The sequence below is a fragment of the Bacillus sp. FSL E2-8887 genome, assembly GCF_038007205.1.
GTDB lineage: Bacteria > Bacillota > Bacilli > Bacillales > Bacillaceae_G > Bacillus_A > Bacillus_A mycoides.
On sequence record NZ_JBBOWS010000001.1, the window covers coordinates 839,281 to 856,017 of the forward strand.

Annotated in this window: 18 protein-coding genes; 15 read left to right on the plus strand and 3 right to left on the minus strand. The window is 35.0% G+C overall.

Translation table 11 applies throughout. The annotated features are described in order from the left end of the window. The first annotated feature begins 26 nt into the window (after positions 1 to 26). The 4 genes from NSQ08_RS04075 (at position 27) to NSQ08_RS04090 (ending at position 6,170) form a co-directional block, all read left to right on the plus strand. Entirely contained in the window at positions 27 to 428 is a 402-nt protein-coding gene (locus NSQ08_RS04075) for a BlaI/MecI/CopY family transcriptional regulator (RefSeq protein ID WP_340771855.1), read from the plus strand. Between the two features lie 2 nt (positions 429 to 430). Beyond that, positions 431 to 2,368, plus strand: a complete 1,938-nt coding sequence (locus NSQ08_RS04080) for a M56 family metallopeptidase (protein WP_340771857.1) — start codon at positions 431 to 433, stop codon at positions 2,366 to 2,368. 272 nt (positions 2,369 to 2,640) lie between these two features. Beyond that, entirely contained in the window at positions 2,641 to 3,213 is a 573-nt protein-coding gene (locus NSQ08_RS04085; RefSeq protein WP_000963368.1) for a TetR/AcrR family transcriptional regulator, read from the plus strand. Between the two features lie 206 nt (positions 3,214 to 3,419). Next, entirely contained in the window at positions 3,420 to 6,170 is a 2,751-nt protein-coding gene (locus tag NSQ08_RS04090) for a YhgE/Pip domain-containing protein (RefSeq protein ID WP_340771860.1), read from the plus strand. Positions 6,171 to 6,209: 39 nt separating this feature from the next. Here NSQ08_RS04090 and NSQ08_RS04095 read toward each other — a convergent pair whose 3' ends face one another. Then, complete coding sequence (locus NSQ08_RS04095; protein ID WP_340771864.1) at positions 6,210 to 6,971, minus strand: hypothetical protein; 762 nt, start codon at positions 6,969 to 6,971, stop codon at positions 6,210 to 6,212. A 143-nt stretch (positions 6,972 to 7,114) separates the two neighbouring features. Between NSQ08_RS04095 and NSQ08_RS04100 the strand changes: the two genes are divergently transcribed. From NSQ08_RS04100 to NSQ08_RS04110, 3 genes are read left to right on the plus strand one after another with little or no spacing between them, the layout of a single operon-like run. Further along, positions 7,115 to 7,330 carry a hypothetical protein gene (locus NSQ08_RS04100; protein ID WP_340771867.1) on the plus strand — a complete coding sequence of 72 codons (216 nt, stop codon included), beginning with the start codon at positions 7,115 to 7,117 and terminating at the stop codon, positions 7,328 to 7,330. A gap of 36 nt (positions 7,331 to 7,366) precedes the next feature. Next, positions 7,367 to 7,669, plus strand: coding sequence for a DUF2087 domain-containing protein (locus NSQ08_RS04105; protein WP_340771870.1), 303 nt, complete (start codon positions 7,367 to 7,369; stop codon positions 7,667 to 7,669). 24 nt (positions 7,670 to 7,693) lie between these two features. Then, a complete protein-coding gene (locus tag NSQ08_RS04110) occupies positions 7,694 to 8,371 on the plus strand; it encodes a Yip1 family protein (RefSeq protein WP_340771873.1) in 678 nt (225 codons plus the stop codon). 175 nt (positions 8,372 to 8,546) lie between these two features. Here the strand turns inward: NSQ08_RS04110 and NSQ08_RS04115 are convergent, their stop codons facing one another. Next, entirely contained in the window at positions 8,547 to 8,888 is a 342-nt protein-coding gene (locus NSQ08_RS04115; RefSeq protein WP_316281902.1) for a PH domain-containing protein, read from the minus strand. A 149-nt stretch (positions 8,889 to 9,037) separates the two neighbouring features. Here NSQ08_RS04115 and NSQ08_RS04120 point away from each other — a divergent pair, with 149 nt between their 5' ends. Both NSQ08_RS04120 and NSQ08_RS04125 read left to right on the plus strand, forming a co-directional pair. After that, positions 9,038 to 9,547 carry a GNAT family N-acetyltransferase gene (locus NSQ08_RS04120; RefSeq protein ID WP_193652844.1) on the plus strand — a complete coding sequence of 170 codons (510 nt, stop codon included), beginning with the start codon at positions 9,038 to 9,040 and terminating at the stop codon, positions 9,545 to 9,547. Positions 9,548 to 9,771: 224 nt separating this feature from the next. Further along, a complete protein-coding gene (locus NSQ08_RS04125; RefSeq protein WP_002087115.1) occupies positions 9,772 to 10,785 on the plus strand; it encodes a LacI family DNA-binding transcriptional regulator in 1,014 nt (337 codons plus the stop codon). A gap of 39 nt (positions 10,786 to 10,824) precedes the next feature. On the opposite strand, the gene yhfH is transcribed toward NSQ08_RS04125, so the two are convergent. Then, positions 10,825 to 10,953 (minus strand): protein YhfH, encoded by a 129-nt coding sequence (gene yhfH / locus NSQ08_RS04130; protein ID WP_000567010.1) that lies wholly within the window; start codon positions 10,951 to 10,953, stop codon positions 10,825 to 10,827. Positions 10,954 to 11,156: 203 nt separating this feature from the next. Here yhfH and NSQ08_RS04135 point away from each other — a divergent pair, with 203 nt between their 5' ends. From NSQ08_RS04135 to NSQ08_RS04160, 6 genes are all read left to right on the plus strand, one after another. Continuing rightward, positions 11,157 to 11,891: an MBL fold metallo-hydrolase gene (locus NSQ08_RS04135; RefSeq protein ID WP_340771888.1), complete on the plus strand. Its 735-nt coding sequence runs from the start codon at positions 11,157 to 11,159 to the stop codon at positions 11,889 to 11,891. 9 nt (positions 11,892 to 11,900) lie between these two features. Continuing rightward, positions 11,901 to 12,890, plus strand: a complete 990-nt coding sequence (locus NSQ08_RS04140; RefSeq protein ID WP_002030357.1) for a lipoate--protein ligase — start codon at positions 11,901 to 11,903, stop codon at positions 12,888 to 12,890. A 170-nt stretch (positions 12,891 to 13,060) separates the two neighbouring features. Beyond that, entirely contained in the window at positions 13,061 to 13,504 is a 444-nt protein-coding gene (locus NSQ08_RS04145; protein WP_016101568.1) for a hypothetical protein, read from the plus strand. A gap of 146 nt (positions 13,505 to 13,650) precedes the next feature. Continuing rightward, on the plus strand, positions 13,651 to 15,183 hold the full coding sequence (locus NSQ08_RS04150) for a fatty acid--CoA ligase family protein (protein WP_061688990.1): 1,533 nt from the start codon (positions 13,651 to 13,653) through the stop codon (positions 15,181 to 15,183). A 185-nt stretch (positions 15,184 to 15,368) separates the two neighbouring features. Further along, positions 15,369 to 15,620 (plus strand): hypothetical protein, encoded by a 252-nt coding sequence (locus tag NSQ08_RS04155; protein WP_002030353.1) that lies wholly within the window; start codon positions 15,369 to 15,371, stop codon positions 15,618 to 15,620. 27 nt (positions 15,621 to 15,647) lie between these two features. Further along, positions 15,648 to 16,673, plus strand: coding sequence for an S-layer homology domain-containing protein (locus NSQ08_RS04160; RefSeq protein WP_340771906.1), 1,026 nt, complete (start codon positions 15,648 to 15,650; stop codon positions 16,671 to 16,673). The last annotated feature ends 64 nt before the right edge of the window (positions 16,674 to 16,737 follow it).

Consider the following 16,737-nt stretch of genomic DNA (forward strand, 5'->3'; position numbering starts at 1 on the left):
ATGTAATACGAGGGGTGGAAAACAATATGACAAATAAATTACCTAAAATATCTGAAGCAGAATTAGAAATTATGAAAGTGTTGTGGTCGAATTCTCCACAAACAGCGAATGAAATTATAGAAGAACTGGAAGATACAATGGACTGGAAACCGAAAACCATCCGTACATTAATTAACCGGTTAGTACAAAAGGAAGCCGTTTCTTACCATCAAGATAAAGGGCGCATGTATGCTTATTTTCCGCTAGTATCACAAAATAATTATTTACAAGTAGAAACGAAATCTTTGCTACAGCGTTTTTGCGGTGCTGCATTTAAACCGTTACTTGTAAATTTCTTGAAAGAAGAAAAATTGTCTTCAGAAGATATTAATGAACTGAAACGTATTTTAGACGAGAAGACAGAGGAGAATAAGAGGAAGGATAGATAAAAATGATAGATATGTTTATAAATATATACCTTCCTCGAATCTTTGATTGGCTTATAGAAACGTCACTTATGGCTAGTATATTAGTTGGATTTATCTTATGTATAAAAGTTCTATTTAGAAATAAGTTAACGCCCCGATGGCAATATATGTTGTGGATCGTATTAATGATAAGACTTCTTTTACCATGGTCACCAGATAGCTCTTATAGTATTTATTCATTACTTTCCTATAGTTCTAGTGTATCGGAAGTTATTCCAAAAAATATGCCGTCTACTGAGAGTATAGTGAACATAGAAACCAATAATACAGTGGAATTGGAATCAAATTCTGAAACTGTGACAAAAAATGGTGAACCTGAAGTAAACGCGAGTGCGGAACAACAGACTACATTTTCTTTATACAAACTTGCTCTATATGTTTGGCTAGCTGGGGTAATCGTATTAGCAGTCATAACGTTTATTACAAATAGACGTTTATATTCTTACATAAAGAAACAAGCGGATATTACGGATGAACAGGTCGTTACAGTGTTTAATCGCTGTAAGCAGTCTATGAAAATGAAGAAGGCAGTTTCATTACGTCTAGCAGGAAAGATTGCGAGCCCAACTGTTTTCAGTTTCTTTCGTCCGAAAGTATTACTATCAAAAAAACATATGAAAGTATTAAATGAGCAACAATTACAATATGTCTTTTACCATGAGTTAGCTCATATTAAGAGAAACGACGTAGCTGTAAATTGGATTATGTACAGTTTGCTCCTATTAAATTGGTTCAATCCGATTCTTTGGTACGCCTATTTCTGTATGCGAGAAGATCAAGAATTAGCCTGTGATGCATATGCGCTTACTTTTATAGATAAAGAGGAGCAAATTGCATACGGTCATACAATTATTACTCTTTTAGAACATTATTCCTATCAAGCACCAAGCCTAGCAAATTTAAGTAGAAATAAACGAACACTGAAAAGGAGAATCGTTATGATTAAAAAGTTCCAAAAGAAATCTTATCGTCTTTCTTTACTTGGAATCATTGCTATAGCAGCTATAGCAGGCGGATTCTTATTAAATGCAAGGGTAATTGAGGGGGATGAAAGACAGAAAGAAAAAGTTGTAGAAAAAAAGCAATCTAAAGCGGCTTTTGAAAAAGCGATAGAAACAGTATTAGGTACACCGGAGAATGCAAGTAGAGAATGGGGGATGTCAATAAAGTCATATAAAAGGAATACAGATTTTTTGTATTTGGCAGAAAAGAATTTTACAAAAGAAGAATTTGAGCAGTATGTTCAATTATTTAAGGAAGCGCAAGAAATTCATAAAAAAGCAATGGTTAAGAAAAATGTGCCTGAGAATTATGATGGAGATACAAAGGAATATAAACCTGAACGCTTGAAGAAAGCTGATCAAGAAAGACTAGCTACTATTGAGAAGACATTAAAACCGCTTGGAGATAAGCTGGAGAAGTCTTTAACATATACTATAGAAGAAGCGAAAGATCATGTACCATTTCAAATTAAGCAGCCGACTTATATGACTGAAGGTTATGAGTTAAAAAGAGAATGGGCTGATTCATATTTTGGAAGAGATGTAGAATTAGTTATTAAATCAGAATATACAAAAGGGAAATATGGTTTTACAATTTATCAGTCAAGAATGTATGTAGGTGGTAATAAGGATCCACTACACTACATGATGCCTGGAGAAGAGAATCTAGAAAGTTATAGTTTAGATGGGAAAGGAATGGTATATAATAAATCTTCTCATGGAGAGGGTAAGTTAAGAGGCCTCAAAATGTTTGTACCAGCACAAGGTAAGAATAGTGAGTATCAAATTGTCATAGTGAATGATATTTTTACAAGAGATACAAAGATATACGAAGAGATAATCGATGATGAGCTAACTAAGAAAGAGATGGAGAAAATATTACTTTCTATGTCAAAATAAAAGACAGTGTTCTTAAACTTTTGGTTTTAAGAACACTGTCTATTTAATTAGATTTCTAGTGTGATCTAGCCAGCAATTATTATGAATATATTCTTGCTTTCCATACAAGTATACTTTTTGATACACTATGGACAGTATGGTATAACTTGACTGGAATTTTTTATACTGGAAATAATAAAAAAGAGAACTTGTATAGAATGTAAGCGTGTGGTAATATCAAAGATGTACTGATTGACTATATTATCCAATTGGTCATTTTTGGAGGTGACGATGTGGCGATAGATCGAAAACGTTCTATTATTGAAGCTGCAACAAAGTCTTTTTCAGCGTTCGGTTATAAGGCGACGACGATGGATCAAGTTGCGAAGTTAGCGAATGTAGGAAAAGGAACGATTTATACTTTTTTCAAAAATAAAGAAGAGCTATTTGGTGAAATTATTTCTAATTTAATTACAGAGATGAAGCAAGTTGCAGAAAATGCGATTCGTTCAGATATTTCATTTTTTGAAAATGTACATAGAGCATTATATAGCATATTAGAATTTAGAAAAGAACATCAGCTCATGATTAAATTAATTCAAGAAGAGCGCGATATGGGAACGAAAGAAGTACAAGAAGTGATGCAACAAGTAGATGTGGAAATCGTTTCTGTTATTCAATCGTATTTAGAAATTGCGATTGAAAAGGGTGAAATTAGCAAATGTGATCCAGAAATTACAGCGTTTATTATGCTTCGCCTATACGTATCACTTATTTTTGATTGGGAAAAAAATCATGAACCGTTAGAAAAAGAAAAAATATCGGAATTATTCGAACTTTATTTACTAAAAGGATTGTCAAATTAAGATAATCCTTTTAATATTATAAAAAATGACTAATTGAACAAATTGGTCAATCGTGTAAGGAGGATGGTTAAATATAATCATGTAGATGAAAATGTGCATAGTATAAATTCGGGGATAAGGCATATGTATGAACAGATATAGCCTTTTTATTTGGGTAAAAATGACCGTAAATCAATTTTGGTCATTTTTAAAAAGGGGGATAAATTATGAAATGGCATAAGTTGCTTAGTAAAGAATTTGCAGAGATTATAAAAAGTAAAAAAATATTAATTCCAATTATCGCGGTTTTATTCGTACCGATTTTATATGCGGGTATGTTTTTATGGGCCTTTTGGGATCCGTATGAACAGCTAGATGACTTGCCAGTTGCGGTAGTCAATTTAGATAAAGGTGCAGAACTTGATGGGAAACCAATTGAGGTCGGGAAAGGGCTCGTTGATAACTTAAAAGATAATAAAAGTTTTAAATGGGAATTTGTAAGTGAAAAAGAAGCGAAAGAGGGAATGGAAGGCAGAAAGTATTACATGTTAGTACGTATTCCAGATGACTTCTCAAGTAACGCTACAACGTTATTAAAAGACGATCCGAAACCATTAAACTTAGAATACATTCCAAATGAAAGTTTAAACTTCTTATCTTCACAAATTGGCGGAACAGCCATTGAAAAAATTAAAGGTGAAGTATCAAGTACGTTAACGAAAACATATGCAGAGAAAATGTTTGATTCCATTAAAGACGTCTCAAAAGGATTAGCAGATGGAGCGGAAGGAGCAAATAAACTACACGATGGATCAAGTGAGTTGCATGATGGTTCAAGTAAAGTGACGGATGGCCTTCATACACTTCAAGGGAAGTCTGGGGAGATGAAGGATGGAGTTCAGAAATTAGCAGATGGATCTAATAAATTGCAAGATGGGTCCGGAAAAGTAACAGATGGTTTAAATACGCTAAATAGCAAAACAGGTGAAATGCAGATAGGTGTCGGGAAAGTATTAGACGGCTCCGGCAAAGTAACGAACGGTTTAAATACGTTAAATAGTAAAACAGGTGAGATGCAGACAGGTATCGGAAAATTAATAGATGGCTCCGGAAAAGTAACAGACGGTTTAAATACGTTAAATAGCAAAACGGGTGAAATGCAAAAAGGAATTGGTGAATTAAAAACAGGAACAACTGATCTATCAAATGGTATGGAACAACTGGTTGGGGGACAAAGACAATTAGAGGAAGCTTCTCAAAAAATTGAAAAGGGTTTGCAAGATTTAAATAGTAAAGTGAAAAGTTCTGCTGCAGGTTTAGAGGAAATGCAGTCAAAAGGCCCTTCTATATTGAATACAGTAAATGAGAAAATAGATGGAGCTGGGGCGAATGTAAAGCAGTTAAATGAACTTACGCAATCAACAGCAGGAGATGCAAAAAATGCAGCGCAAGATGTAGCGAATTTACAAAAGCAAATTGAAAGTTTACCAAAAGAATATCAAGAGCAGTTACAACCATTCATAACAAGTGCTGTAAAAAATACAGCGACAGTTCAGCAAAAAGCTGCTGGAGTAGCGGGTGGAACAAATAAATTAAATGAAGAAGTAAAACAATTAAAAGGTGAAATAAATCAAAAAACAAGTGATACGCAAAACAAACTACCGAACACAGAGAAATTGGACTCTTTAACAGATAGTATTGAGAAATTAGCCAGTATACAAAAAGGATTTGTTGGAAATTTCCAAGGGTTTGGTAAGAATTTAAATGCAGCAAAAGAAGGCGCAAATAAATTTAAAAACGAATCTGGTCAATTAATTGATGCGATAAATCAATTAGAAGATGGCTCTGGAAAAGTAACAGGTGGTTTAGGTGCATTATCTGCAGGGGCAAATCAAATGGCAGGTGGTGTAAATCAATTAGCAAATGGCTCAAGCCAAGTAACAGGCGGTTTAGGAACATTATCTGCAGGAGCAAACCAAATGGCAGGTGGAGTAAATCAATTAGCAGATGGCTCAAGCCAAGTGACAGGCGGTTTAGGAACATTATCTGTAGGAGCAAATCAAATGGCAGGTGGAGTAAATCAATTAGAAGATGGATCGGGTCAAGTAACAACTGGCTTAGGTACTCTAAATGGTGGTCTAAATAACATGGCAACTGGCTCAACCCAGCTAATCGATGGAGTAAATAAACTAACAGACGGATCCGGAAAAGTGACAGATGGCCTCGTAAAAGTAAACGATGGTTCAGGTGAACTTGCTGAGAAACTTGGTGAAGGTGCAGAAAAAACAGGAGAAGTAAAAGGAACGGATAAAACGTATGATATGTTTGCAAGCCCAGTAAAAGTGAAGGTAGAGAAAATGGCGGAAGTTCCAAACTACGGAACAGGATTCACACCGTATTTCTTATCGCTCGGTTTATTCGTTGGGGCATTACTATTATCTATCGTATACCCATTACGCGATACAGTCGGCGTTCCAAAATCAGGATTTAGTTGGTTTATTAGTAAGTTTGGTGTTTTATTATCAGTCGGTATTATTCAAGCAATAGTAGCAGATGTCATATTACTGTTTGGATTAGGTGTAGAAGTACAAAGCATTCCATACTTCATACTCTTTAGCATCGTTACAAGTCTAGCATTCATCGCATTAATTCAATGTTTAGTAACAGCATTCGGTGATGCGGGCCGTTTCATTGCGATCTTAACATTAATTATACAGCTTACAACTAGCGCTGGAACATTCCCGTTAGAATTGATTCCTAAGTTTTTACAACCATTTAATGCTTGGCTACCGATGACATACTCTGTATCAGGATTTAAAGCAGTCGTATCAAGCGGTGATTTTAACTTCATGTGGCAAAATATAGGGATATTAATGATCTTTATCGTTGTATTATCACTTGGAACAATTGCTTCATTAACTTGGATGCACAAACGACAGTTTAAAAATATTGCTGAGAATCAATCGGTTGAAGCTTAAATAAGACCAATAAAAAAAGGCACCGAAATGGTGCCTTTTTTATTGGTCTTGTTTTATTGGTTGAGAAAGTTCATTTGTTTTTCTATTTTTACGGAACAAGTATATAACAATACTTATAAGAATAATTGTTGCTACAATCCAAACAAATGGACCATATCTTTCAGCAAAAGTATATAGTTTCATGTTGCTGGAAATGTCCTCTTTTGTTTTTCCTATTAGAATTTCAGAGCCACTATAACCTTCAAGTGTATCTCCTTTTTTTATACCAAAAATAAGAGTGTCTGATTTGTTTTCTATTCCTGTGTATCGGTATCCTTTACCTTTAATTGTTAATTGAGTATCATCTTTTTTTAGTGTGTAGTCTTCGGCGGAAATATCTTTTCCTGACAGTGTAATTGGTTCCATTGAGAAGCGGATTTCTTTTAATGCAGGAAGAGCCTCATTGTTTAGTAAGAGCTGCTTTGCAATATGCTGCTCGGTATCAATGTTTTTCCAATTTGCCTTTCGTCGTTTATATGTATTAATTTCAAGAAGTGCAAATTCTTTATTTTGAAGTTTTTCCTCTGTAATAGGTTGTGTAGTAGTTAATGTTCCTTTTAATAAAATCACACCGTCTTTTGCAGATTGAAATGAAGAGACTTCCTTCGTTTCTTTTAATGTATTGATAGCACCTCTATAATCTTCTTTTCCTAAAAGAACAGCTCCTGTATGTACAGTTAAAATAAGATATAGGATGCTTAATACTATAATAGCTTTTTTCACTATGTACCCTCCAAAGTATGTATAAATGGATTGTAACATAATTTACCATATGGAATTGTTAATTTGAATAATAAGTTACAAATATAAGGGTGATAAATAAATTAAAAAAGTGTGGATGAGAGGAGTAAAAGTGAAAAGGAATTACAACAATTTACAGAGAAAACTAGAATAGAGGAGTTGATATGATGAAAGGAAATCTTACTTATTATTTTATCGTAAATCCGCTAATCATCTTTCTTGTTTACGCCCTTTCACCTATCTTGTTTCATAAAGAAAAATATATAAATATGAAAGATGCACTAGGAATACTTTTATTCTACTATGTGCTAATTAGTGGGTATTACTTTATGGATGTTGTAAGTAAAAGAATGAAGAAAAATAGTAAGGACAAACAATAAAATTTTATTACATAAAAACTGATGGAGGACAACAAAATGACCGAAAGCGAAATGAAATTTAGGGATACGACCATTCGTAACTTTTTTGATAAAGAGAATCGTTTAAAATCGATTCCAGGTCAAAAGAAGAAAAAGTTAGTGTTATTAGAACATTTGATTAGCAAATTAAACGCTGAAAATCAGTATACGGAAAAAGAAATTAATACATTCATAAAACAATATCATGATGATTTTTGTACGATTAGACGAGAGTTTATCGTGCATGGATTTATGGATCGGGAGGATAATGTGTACCGTGTAAATGGGAGAGAAGTATGGAGGAAGTGGGAAGAGTTATAAATGTAATGAGGAAGGGGGATTTTCTTGCAAGCTAGTAGTCTTATGCATGAAGAGATTTCTGGAAAACCATCGATTTTTGGGATATTCACTTCGCCAACACTACAATTCAAAAGGATGAAGAATCAAAGAAATATATTCTTTCCACTAGCCCTTTTAATTGTGCTTATTATAATTTCAAGTGCCTTAATGTCTTGGAATTCTTTAAATAATCCTGCACTCAGTATGTTTCATGATAAAACGGGATTTACTGTTCCGAAATACATAACTTTCTTTACTACATTTGGATTTTCAGCAGTCAGTGGAATCGTAGCTATACTTTTTGCGCCTATATTCTATAAGAACATTATGATTTTCTTTGGAGTTGATATTAACTATAAAGAAACATTCCCGATAATCATTTATGCTTCGTTTGTATTAAGATTAGGGATGATTTTAAACGGATTAATTGCATTTTCTCTAAGTGGGTATGAGATATCTTATACAGGTTTAGGTGCAATAGCGACAGATAATATGATCTTGCATACAATCGCTCAAAGAATAGATATATTTAACATTTGGTATTACGTTTTATTAGGAATAGGTTTAAAAACGATAACGAATTTAAATAAAGACAAACTTATCCCTCTTATTATTGTACTTTTCGTTTTCACTAGTTTATTAGCGAGCATGGCTGGGTTTATGCAGGAAATAGCTAAACCGTAAGGATAGGTGGGAAGTATAATTGTAAACTTGTATGAAAAAGGTGATTTGGATATGGACAAACCACCTTTTATCCCGCTATTTTCCGGGCAGTAAAACTCCCACCTCAAAATGCGGCTGGAGCAAAGAAGCTAGGTGGGAGATCAACAGCCCGTAAATGCCCGATTAGTAGCCCGCGCTAGTCTTGCATTTTTCTTTGTAGTAAGTCTATGAATTCTTCAATATTTGAACTTGTAATGTATCCCACCGTTATATATTCATCTTCATAATAAAATATTATTTTTTTGTCAAAAATTCTTCTCTTCGTTTCTATAGATACAATTTTTTCATACTCAAATTCGGCAATTAATGTATTTTTATATTGGCTAAAAAAGAGAAGTCTTCTATTAGTAGCAAGTAGCATGCCTGGATATGGGACTTTATGCGTATTTATATAGTCAGTAAGTGAACATTTTAAAGTAGATAAAATCTTTTCTTCTTTATGTAGTAGTTGTTTTGCGGCTGTTAAAATTGGATTCATTGTATACATTCCTTTTATATAGATGTAAGGATATTGTATCAAAAGTGAAAAGATTCTCAATATGTAATGTTGCATATTGAGCGTTTTAGAGATTCTTAGTTTGATAGTTCCAATATTATTTTTAAAAGAAAAAGGTACGAGGTGATTCGGTGATACGATTAGCAAAAGAGGTTGATGCGGAATCAATTATGGATATTAGAAAAGAAATTATATTATCAGAAACTACTACAAAGTTTTTTATATCATCTCCAAATGAATTACCAAATGATATTGATGCAGAAAGAGAAAAGATACAGACAAGTAGTGAAAAAGGCAACCTTTATATAGTTTACGAGGTAGATAGTAAGGTGGTTGGCTTTCTGGTTTTCAAACGATATGAACTAGAACGGTTACGACATGCAGGCACAATGGGAATGGGGATTAGGGAGGCGTATTGTAATCAGGGCATTGGTACGAAGCTAATTGAATTTCTTATTAGCTGGGCTAAAGGGCAGAAAGGTTTAGAGAAAATTTGCTTAGGTGTAGTTTCTATTAATGATAGGGCAATTAAAGTGTATAAACGAACTGGCTTTGTAGAAGAAGGAAGGCAAAGAAAGCAAATTAAATATGAAGATGGATCATATGGAGACGACGTATTGATGGGTTTTTATATTGAATAGAATTCTTATTAATTAAGAAGGTGTATATACGTTATGGTATGTAAATCTTTTTTCATATGCATATTGTGAAATTCTAAAAGTAGTGTGTAATTCCCTGCCATTAACAGACTTTTCCCTATGTATAATATTAATATAGTAAAATCATAAGAACCTATATTGCAGTTTCCAATAATATACTATATAATCAGGATAAGAAAACGTTTTCATGCAAAGGGGGAAATTTCGTGTCGACTATCGAGGACGTGGCGAAATTAGCGGGGTTATCAAGGACAACGGTTTCTAGGGTGATCAATAATCATCCATATGTTTCAGATGAGAAGAAGAAAAGGGTTCAATTAGCAATGAAGCATTTAGGCTTCGTTCCTAATTCTGCGGCGAGAAGGCTTCGTAAACAAAAAACAGAAACAATTGCGGTGCTTGTTCCAAGGATTACAAATCCTTTTTTTAGTAGATTTATTGAAGCAATCGAGATTGCTGCTTCTGAACATAAATATAAACTGATTATTTGTCAAACAAGATATTTACCGGAAAAAGAGATGGAGTATTTACAATTATTATCTACGAAACAAGTAGATGGGATTATTCTATGTTCACTAGAAAATCCATGGGAGAATGTGGAGCCATACTTGCAACACGGTCCAATCGTGTTATGTAATGAATATATTGAGGAAGCAAATGTTCCAACAGTGAAGTTCGATCATGCACAGGGTGCATACATAGCTGCCAATCATGTATTAGAACAAGGCTATCGTAATCTGATTTTTTGTCGTGGCAACGAAACGAAAGTAGTGAGCCAACAGCGAAAAATGGGCTTTTTACGCGCTATTACTGAAAAGAGTAGAGAAGTGGAAGCGATCGATTTTCTTGAAAACGCTTTCTCTTGGGATGATGGAAAACGAATATTCAATGAAGTATTAAAGGACAAAAAAAATCCTACCGCGATTTTGGCAGGAGGCGACGAGGTTGCAGCTGGAATTATCTCAGAGGCGAAACGCCATGGTTGGAGTATTCCAGAAGATCTCGCTGTGATCGGTTTTGATAATCAAATTTTGGCGCAGATTACAGAGCCAGGTATTACGACAATTGAACAACCAATCGACGAGATGGCCCGAAAAGTTGTCGACTTAATGATGGATAAAATCCATACGAAAAATTATCGACAAAAAGAATTGTATGAGTTTGAACTGGAGCTCTTGGTGAAAGGTTCAACGATGAAGGATACGATGTTATTAGCCTAGTAGACTATGTCTGCTAGGTTTTTTTATGTTTACAAACTACTATTCTTCGTGAACGCAATCGTCACATTTGTTATGGTATGCTTCGTGCTGCTCATCAATTTCCTTCCCGCAATGAGCACAAGTTTTCGTCGGTAAATTTCGGAAAAACTCCATTGGTTGATCGATCATGTCAATCCCTCCATTTCCATTTCTTACTATCATTGTATTAGTACAAATAATAAAAGTCAACAACTGTTTTATAACAAAAGTGAAAATTAATGAAAAAGTTTAGGAAATGGATTATAGTTAACAATGTAGGATGTAAGTAAAAAACTTTCTCAAGTACGGAAAAAAACGGCATTCCTACGCGGTTTTAGAAAGGATGGATACATATGAAGATGACTGTTGTCGGCTTTTGGGGCGGCTTTCCAGAAGCGGGAGAAGCAACGTCGGGGTATTTGTTTGAACACGATGGTTTTCGTTTACTTGTAGACTGTGGCAGTGGTGTACTAGCACAGCTTCAAAAATATATAACACCATCTCATATAGATGCAGTTGTACTGTCACACTATCATCATGATCATGTTGCAGACATTGGGGTGCTGCAATATGCAAGATTAATTACGAGTGTGACAAAAGGACAACTACCGGAGTTACCAATATACGGTCATTCGTTTGATGAGAATGGATTCCATTCTTTAACGCATGAACCGCATACGAAAGGAATCGCGTACAATCCAGAAGAAACACTTCAAATTGGACCGTTCTCCATTTCATTCTTAAAAACTGTTCATCCTGTTACATGCTTTGCGATGCGTATTATAGCTGGCGATGATGTTGTTGTATACAGTGCAGATTCAAGTTATATTCCTGAATTTATTCCGTTCACAAAAGATGCTGATCTTTTCATTTGTGAATGTAATATGTATGCACATCAAGAGGCTGCAAAAGCAGGGCATATGAATAGTACAGAAGTAGCAAGTATTGCGAAAGATGCAAATGTAAAAGAACTTTTATTAACGCACTTACCGCATACAGGCAACCTATCTGATTTAGTAACAGAAGCAAAACAAATTTTCAGTGGCCATACTACGCTAGCGCATAGTGGTTACGTATGGAATTCATGAGGTGATACGATGTTATTTATTGATAATAAAGGGATTACAGATCCTAGAATAAACTTAGCAATTGAAGAATATTGTGTGAAGAATTTAGATATTAACGAAACATATTTACTGTTCTACATTAACAAACCTTCGATTATCATTGGTAAAAACCAAAACACAGTAGAAGAAATTAATGCAGATTACGTAAAAGAACAAGGTATTCATGTCGTTCGTCGTCTATCAGGCGGAGGCGCAGTATATCATGATTTAGGAAACTTAAACTTCAGCTTTATTACGAAAGATGATGGAGATAGTTTCAGCAACTTCAAAAAGTTCACAGAGCCTGTAACGAAAGCGCTTGGTAAATTAGGCGTAAATGCAGAACTAAGTGGTCGTAACGATATTTTAGCTGAAGGTAGAAAAATTTCAGGTAACGCGCAGTTCTCAACGAAAGGTCGTATGTTCAGTCACGGTACGTTACTATTTGACTCTGAAATCGATCACGTCGTATCAGCACTAAAAGTGAAAATGGATAAAATTCAATCAAAAGGAATTAAATCAATCCGTAGCCGCGTTGCGAATATTACAGAGTTCTTAAACGAAAAAATGACGACAGAAGAGTTTAGACAACTTCTTCTAGAAACAATTTTCGAAGGAGAAACAGAAATTCCAACGTATGAATTAACAGAAAATGATTGGAAAGAAATCCATAAACTTTCTGAAGAGCGCTACCAAAATTGGGATTGGAACTACGGAAAATCTCCGAAGTTCAACTTACAACATTCACACCGCTTCCCAGTTGGACAAGTTGACGTTCGTCTTGAAGTGAAAAAAGGGACAGTAACAGAATGTAAAATTTACGGTGACTTCTTCGGCTCACTAGATGTGCATGACATTGAAGAGCGTCTAACAGGTGTACAATTTGATAAAGATGCATTCACTGTAGCTTTAGAAGGCGTAGATATCGTACGCTATTTCGGTAATATTACAACAGAAGATTTCTTGCATTTATTCTTCTAAAAATAAGGGAGGCTGCCGTAACGGGCAGCCTCTTTTTTGCGTAGATTGTCACGTTTTATCGGTAAGTCGATATATTTTAAAAATCGCTTATATAATTTCATTCACCATAAAATCACAGGGAATTTGCCCCTCATAAAGGAATATATATATTCAAAAGGAGGCGAATTGAAATGAAAAGGATAATGTACGTTGTATTACTGCTCAGCTTCGTCATCGGAATGACAGCCTGTAACGATGAAACGTCCTCAAGTCGCACACTTTTATCTATTGGAAAGCCAGGGAGGGATAATGTCATATATTTTACGCATACGGATAACAAACGAAAGATAGATGATATACAAACTATGTTTCAAAATAAGAAATGGAAAAGAAATGAAGCTTTTAGTACGATGAATAAAACGCCAGATCTTGTTTTGTCAATAGATGAGGCCAATACCGGGTTACTGACATTATATGTAACATTGTTTTTTCATGAAAACGGAGCGGATGCAATCAACTTGTATGGGGAGCATACGAGCTTGAATAAAGAGGAACTAGAAAAACTTAGTGAAAAGATGAGTGCATATTATCTTGAAATGATTTTAGCCTTTGGTTCATCATTTGCTAACGAATGAAATTTCCGTATCCTTCCAAAGAGAGTCAACAGGAGGTGATCGTTGTATATGCAGTTAATGGAATATCACTTGCTACTTTAATTTTCTTTTAATATAATTAATTTAGAATTTTTAAATATTCTAAATTTTATAAAGGTGGGGTTTGTGTGAATCTCGTTCAATCTTTGGCTGAAACGGCAAAAAAGAAGGGGGATAAACCGGCGTACATATTTATGGATCAGTCGGTCTCTTATGACCAATTAAACAAAGTGGTCACTAGGTTTTCTAGTAATTTAGCAAAAATGGGCGTTGGAAAAGGGGACAATGTCGCATTAGCTGTAGGCAATTCACCACATTTTTTAGTAGGTTTATACGGAACGATGAAAGCCGGAGCAACTGTCATTCCGATTAATCCAATTTATACAGCAGACGAAATACATTACATATTACAAAATGGAGATGTAAAAACAATCATTGTACTCGACGTCCTTCTACCTGTTATACAATCTCTTACAACAAGACTTCCTTCACTTGAAAATATCATCATATGCGAAACCTCATCAGATTTTACTCATACAGAAACGGAAAAAATGAAAACGTTTACTAGTTTTATAGGAACTGGAGACATAACTTACGAAGGTCCTGAACTAGATGAAGAAGATGTAGCTGTTATTTTATACACTTCAGGTACAACCGGAAAGCCAAAAGGCGCTATGTTAACACATAAAAACCTATATAGTAACGCAAGCGATGTTGCGTCATATTTACAATATACTGCGGATGATCGCGTCGTTGCGGCATTGCCGATGTTCCATGTGTTCTGTTTAACAGTTGCAGTAAATGCGCCGATTGTGAACGGGGCAACGATTTTAATGGTACCGAGGTTTAGTCCGAAAGAAGTATTCCGTATTTGTCGTACGTATGAACCAACGATTTTTGCAGGTGTGCCGACGATGTACAATTACTTATATTTATTTGAAGAAGCAAGCGCAGAAGATGTAAAGACGCTTCGTCTCTGTATTTCAGGTGGTGCGTCAATGCCTGTTGCCCTTCTGCAAAACTTTGAAAAACGTTTTGATGTGATTGTTTCAGAAGGATACGGCTTATCAGAAGCATCACCAGTTACTTGTTTTAATCCGTTAGATCGTCCTCGTAAACCAGGTTCGATTGGTACAAATATTTGGCATGTAGAAAATAAAATTGTGAATGAACTTGGGGAAGAAGTACCTGTCGGTGCAGTTGGGGAGCTAATTGTTCGCGGACCTAACGTTATGAAGGGTTACTATAATGCGCCAGAAGATACAGCTGCGACACTTAAAGACGGCTGGCTATATACAGGTGACTTAGCGAAAATGGATGAAGAAGGTTACTTCTATATCGTCGATCGCAAAAAAGATATCGTCCTAGTTGGTGGTTATAACGTATACCCTCGTGAAGTAGAAGAAGTATTATATACTCACGAATCTGTGGCTGAAGTTGTCGTAATTGGTGTACCGGATGAAAACTTAGGAGAAGCAGTGCGAGCTTACGTCGTTCTGAAGCAAACGAACGTAACAGAAGAGGAGCTTACGCATTACTGCACGCTGCATTTAGCGAAATACAAAGTGCCAAAGAGCATTGAGTTTTTAACAGAATTGCCGAAGAATACAACTGGTAAGTTGTTACGAAGAGCTTTGAGAGAGAAGGCATTGCAAGTATAAAAATAAAGATATCCATCACTATGACTACATGTATAGAGATGGATATCTTTTTGTCCCAAAAAAGCTGGATTAGTTTGGATGGACAAAATTCCTACTGATTAAAGTTTCGCGTTATTTTTTAGAATTGGTTAAGCTATAAGCCCATATATTTAAAACGTAATATTGCTAATAAGGAGGAGATATACGTGGAGCAGAAGGAATTACGCTTACGGAAAGTGCAATATCTTATTTGTGACATTATGGATGAAATGAATATGGAGAGGGAAAAGAAGAACTTAGAAACATTGCAAAAGGTAATTGATCACCTTTCAGGGGCGATTGGGGATTTAGTGGATCCATCAAGCTCGTATTCTATTGATTATTTGGAAAGAAAAGTTCACACGGCGCATTATTTGCTTTTTAAAAATGAGCGGAAGGCGTACTTATGTAGGAAATAGTATTATTAATTTTATTTGACATTGATAATGATTAAGAAAAAATATGTTAATGCGTTCGTTATAGCAGCAACTTTAGCAGTTCCATTCAGTGGTATTATGGCACCGATTGCGAAAGCAGATGCAGCGGTTGAAATGAAAGCAAATAGCAAACTTGCAGATGGTACATATGACGTTATTTTAAAAACTTATAAAGATCAAACGAATGAAACATCGGTTGTTTCAACATATTTAAAAAATGCAAAAGTAACAATACAAGGCGATAAAAAAATTGTGACGTTAACAGTGCAAGATAGTAGCTATTTCCAGTATCTTAGAGTAGAAGATCAGAATCAATTAGGGACATTCCATGATGTAAAAGTAATTTCTGAAGATAAAGCGAATAATGGTACGAAAGTTGTTCAATTTGAAATCGATGAGTTCTCGAAAAAATATAATATGCAAATGCATATATTAATTCCAGCAATTAAATATGACCATAAATATCAAGTGCAGTTTGAAATCGATGCGAGTGCAATTGAAAAGAAATCTAAGTTCTCAGATGTACCGACTTGGGCACAAGAGTCAGTTCAATATTTAGTAGACAAAGAGGCAGTACACGGTAAGCCAGATGGTACATTTGCACCAGCTGAAAATATCGATCGTGGTTCAGCAGCAAAAATATTAGCTACTGTTTTAGGATTGGAAATTAATAAAGATGCGAAGCCATCATTCCGCGATGCTCAAAATCATTGGGCTACACCTTACATCGCAGCAGTTGAAAAAGCTGGCATTGTAAAAGGTGATGATAAGGGTAACTTTAATCCGAGCAGGCTAATTAACCGTGCATCAATGGCTTCTATGCTTGTGAATGCATATAAATTAGAAAGAAATGAAAATATTAAACTACCAAAAGAATTTGCTGATTTAAAAGATCATTGGGGTACGAAGTATGCGAACATTTTAATCCAAGAAAATATTTCAGTTGGAACAGATAATGGATGGGCTCCAGATAAAGCGGTAAGCCGCGCAGAAGCAGCTCAATTTATTGCGAAGACAGATAAGTTAAAGAAATAAATCGAAACTAAAATCAGTGGGATTCTATTCCCGCTGATTTTTAGCTTGTATGAAGTTTCTTATA

Bases quoted from the DNA above. Each gene is read 5' to 3' on its own strand.
- NSQ08_RS04140 (WP_002030357.1), top strand. From the start codon at position 11,901: ATGTTATTTATTGATAATAAAGGGATTACAGATCCTAGAATAAACTTA.
- NSQ08_RS04095 (WP_340771864.1), bottom strand. From the start codon at position 6,971: ATGTTACAATCCATTTATACATACTTTGGAGGGTACATAGTGAAAAAA.
- yhfH (WP_000567010.1), bottom strand. From the start codon at position 10,953: ATGATCGATCAACCAATGGAGTTTTTCCGAAATTTACCGACGAAAACT.
- NSQ08_RS04160 (WP_340771906.1), top strand. From the start codon at position 15,648: ATGATTAAGAAAAAATATGTTAATGCGTTCGTTATAGCAGCAACTTTA.
- NSQ08_RS04115 (WP_316281902.1), bottom strand. From the start codon at position 8,888: ATGAATCCAATTTTAACAGCCGCAAAACAACTACTACATAAAGAAGAA.
- NSQ08_RS04090 (WP_340771860.1), top strand. From the start codon at position 3,420: ATGAAATGGCATAAGTTGCTTAGTAAAGAATTTGCAGAGATTATAAAA.
- NSQ08_RS04080 (WP_340771857.1), top strand. From the start codon at position 431: ATGATAGATATGTTTATAAATATATACCTTCCTCGAATCTTTGATTGG.
- NSQ08_RS04105 (WP_340771870.1), top strand. From the start codon at position 7,367: ATGACCGAAAGCGAAATGAAATTTAGGGATACGACCATTCGTAACTTT.
- NSQ08_RS04145 (WP_016101568.1), top strand. From the start codon at position 13,061: ATGAAAAGGATAATGTACGTTGTATTACTGCTCAGCTTCGTCATCGGA.
- NSQ08_RS04100 (WP_340771867.1), top strand. From the start codon at position 7,115: ATGATGAAAGGAAATCTTACTTATTATTTTATCGTAAATCCGCTAATC.
- NSQ08_RS04075 (WP_340771855.1), top strand. From the start codon at position 27: ATGACAAATAAATTACCTAAAATATCTGAAGCAGAATTAGAAATTATG.
- NSQ08_RS04135 (WP_340771888.1), top strand. From the start codon at position 11,157: ATGAAGATGACTGTTGTCGGCTTTTGGGGCGGCTTTCCAGAAGCGGGA.